Origin of the sequence: Actibacterium sp. (assembly GCF_041584535.1) — a bacterium.
In the GTDB taxonomy this organism is placed as follows: domain Bacteria; phylum Pseudomonadota; class Alphaproteobacteria; order Rhodobacterales; family Rhodobacteraceae; genus Actibacterium_D.
In genome coordinates this window covers 1-2,872 of record NZ_JBFHDW010000308.1, presented here as the reverse complement: position 1 = coordinate 2,872, position 2,872 = coordinate 1, and the positions used below count along the sequence as shown (strand labels likewise).

Sequence of the window (2,872 nt, the reverse complement as noted above, 5' to 3'; positions counted from 1 at the left end):
CCCGGTCCAGATCGCACCAGCGGGCAGTTGATCGCGGGCATAAAGCGTGGTCTCGGGCGACGGTTGCAGCCCGTATTTCACCCCCATCACCAGCGAACACAGCGGGTTTTGCCGGATCGTGCCCTCGGCCATCAGGTCTTTCATCAGGGCAATGTCGCCGGTGTCGAATAATTCGACCTCGGGGCAGACTCCGGCCTCGTAAATGCCCTCGGCCATGACGCGGATATTCTCGGGAGTGTTGATCACCACCTCGCTGCCGAAAACCATGGTGTTCAGGTCCAGCGTCGCGATGTCCGGCTTGATCTGCTGGATATGTTCGATCCGGCACTCGGGCCGCAGAAGATTGGTGCGCGGGCCAGCCTTGGCCGGATCATCCTCGGACGGGTGAAAGCGGCCGCCCAGACCGGTGGTCAGGTTGATGACCAGATCGTCAGTCACGTCGCGGATGCGATCGACGACCTCTTGATACAACGCGACGCTCATCGATGGCCGTTCGGTCTGGGGATCGCGCACATGCACATGAACCGCCGCCGCACCGGCACGCCACGCCCCGATGGCATCATTGGCCAATTCCTGAGGCGTAATCGGCAGGTTCGGGTTATGGGCCCGGGTGGTGAAATTCCCCACCAGCGCACAGGTCAGAAAAACAGACGGCATTGCGGACTCCCCCTTCGGCAATTTTCCGGATCATGCGCAAACCGGTAAAAGAAAGCACAGGTATTGAAATAGGGCGTTCACGTGGTGAACATTTCGCGACCCGGTGAAAGGCCGGTGCCGTCCGCTTACTTTCGGTGTTTCGTCAATTCGCCATACAGCCACGGGCATTCGGCCACCGGCGGCGCCCGACGGCCGCGCGCGGCGGCGCCAAGGCGCATTTCTTGCAACGCCAGCCGCGCCGGATCGTCCTTTTCCAGATACAGGCGGTCATGCCCCCAAAAGCTGGGGCCGTCATGGGTTTGATGCGGCTGCCATGTCTCGGGGTCGATCACGCGCCCGCCCCAGCCGTTCTCGACAAAAAAGCCGGACGGCGAATTGGCATAATAGCTGGTCATGAAATCGTTGGTGTGGCGGCCCATCGTATAGGCCACGCGGCCCTCGTCCAGCAGCGCCAGATCATAGCCCTGCGCCATATCGTCAAGGTTCCGGAATTCGACCATGAAGTGGTGAAACCCCTCCAGACCCGATCCGACCATGGCAAAGCTGTGGTGGCGGCCATTCACGTGGAAGAAATACAGGCCGTAGGGTTCAAGACCGAAATCGGAGACATGGAAATCCAGCAAGTCACGATAGAACGGCAGCATCACGTCGATATCTTTGACATGCAGCACTGCGTGGCCCATGCCCAGCGGCCCGGTCTGGAACCCGTCGATCGGGCGGCCCGGCACGAACGGGTCCAATGCGATCATCGGGGCGTGGAACAGTTCGACCCGGTTTCCCATCGGATCAAGGAACCAGATCATCGCGCCAACAAGCCGGCGGTCGCACAAATCGGCGGTGCCAAGATGCACCTCGACCCCGGCGCTTTCCAGCCGCCCGGCATAGCCCTGCAGGTCGTCTTTCGCCTCAACCTCCCAGCCCATGAAGGCCAGCGTCTCGCCCGGCTCGTCCGAGACCAGCAGGCGTTGCGCCTGATCGTCCATGCGAAAGGCCACGGCCTTGCCGCCCTTGTCGATCTTCTGCATCCCCAGAAGATGGCCGGCAAAATCCGACCAGTCGTCGATCTTGTCGGACCGGACGCCCAGATATCCCAAAGCGCAGATTGCCATGTTCCCCTCCTCAATGTGTCATCCGGAAATGTAGCAGGCGACAGGTTTTCCGGCATACTCCAATCTCGGATTGCCCACTGTGTGAACGGGGACGCGGAATTGGCCCTTTTCAGACCCGGCCAGACGTCGCACAGTTGCGCCACACAGGGCCGCATCCGCCGCCCGTTCACCCGGACCGGAGCGACCATGTCAGAAGCCTGGAAAATTCTTGCGGCCCTGACGCTGGCCCGGATGTGCATGGGGTTTCAGTTTCAGGCGGTCCCGGCGCTGGCTTCGCATCTGACCACGGCGGGCGGGATGAGCTTTGCCGCGCTGGGAACCCTGACCGGCGCCTATCTGCTGCCCGGCGTCGCGGCGGCACTGGGCAGTGGCTGGCTGGGTCAGCGACTGGGCGATATCCGCACGGCGCTGTGGGGGCTGGGCCTGATGGTGGCCGGCGGAGTGGGGGGCTGGCTGGCCAATGATTTCACCGCTGCGGTGATCTGGCGCCTGCTGGCCGGGTGCGGCGCGGTCGGGCTGAACGTGATGCTGAACAAGATGGCGGCGGACTGGTTTCAGGACCGGGACGATCTGCCGACCGCGATGGGTGTGCTGGTGTCCAGCTGGCCCGCGGGCATCGCGATCGCCATGCTGGTGCTGCCGCCTTTGGCGCTGTCGGCAGGCCTTGGCGCGGCGCTGGTGGTTCCGGCGGTCTTATGCGCGGCGGCGCTGGTGATGCTGGCAGCGGTCTGGCGCGCACCGCAAGGCGCGGCAGGCCCGCGTGCGGCACAGGCAAGCGGCTGGCCAACCGCGCGCGAATTGGTGCTGATCCTGATCGCGGGCAGCATCTGGGGCGTTTACAACATGGCGCTGATCGCCTCGATCGCGTGGACGCCGGGCTTGCTGCAATCGCACGGCATGGGCGAAATCAACGCCTCGGTCGCGGTCAGCCTGATCGGCTGGGCGGCGATTGTGTCAGTCGCGGCGGGCGGCTGGCTGGCGGCGCATTCGCGGTGGCGCGACTTGCCGGCGCTGGCCTGTTTCGCGCTGTCAGCCGCCGGGCTGGCGGCCCTGCCTGCATTGGGGATCAGCGCCGGGTCGGCGGCGATGATGCTGGGGCTGGGGCT

General features: G+C 64.2%; 3 protein-coding genes. 1 reads left to right on the top strand and 2 read right to left on the bottom strand.

Translation table 11 applies throughout. From position 1 onward, the window contains the following. Both ABYW26_RS12790 and ABYW26_RS12785 read right to left on the bottom strand, forming a co-directional pair. On the bottom strand, nt 1-657 hold a 657-nt coding region (locus ABYW26_RS12790), incomplete at its 3' end, for a 3-keto-5-aminohexanoate cleavage protein (RefSeq protein WP_372605288.1). A 125-nt stretch (nt 658-782) separates the two neighbouring features. Next, complete coding sequence (locus tag ABYW26_RS12785) at nt 783-1,766, bottom strand: VOC family protein (protein WP_372605287.1); 984 nt, start codon at nt 1,764-1,766, stop codon at nt 783-785. 186 nt (nt 1,767-1,952) lie between these two features. Here ABYW26_RS12785 and ABYW26_RS12780 point away from each other — a divergent pair. After that, nucleotides 1,953-2,872 (top strand): MFS transporter (locus ABYW26_RS12780; protein WP_372605286.1); only part of this gene is annotated, 920 nt, incomplete at its 3' end.

Bases quoted from the DNA above. Each gene is read 5' to 3' on its own strand.
- ABYW26_RS12785 (WP_372605287.1), bottom strand. From the start codon at position 1,766: ATGGCAATCTGCGCTTTGGGATATCTGGGCGTCCGGTCCGACAAGATC.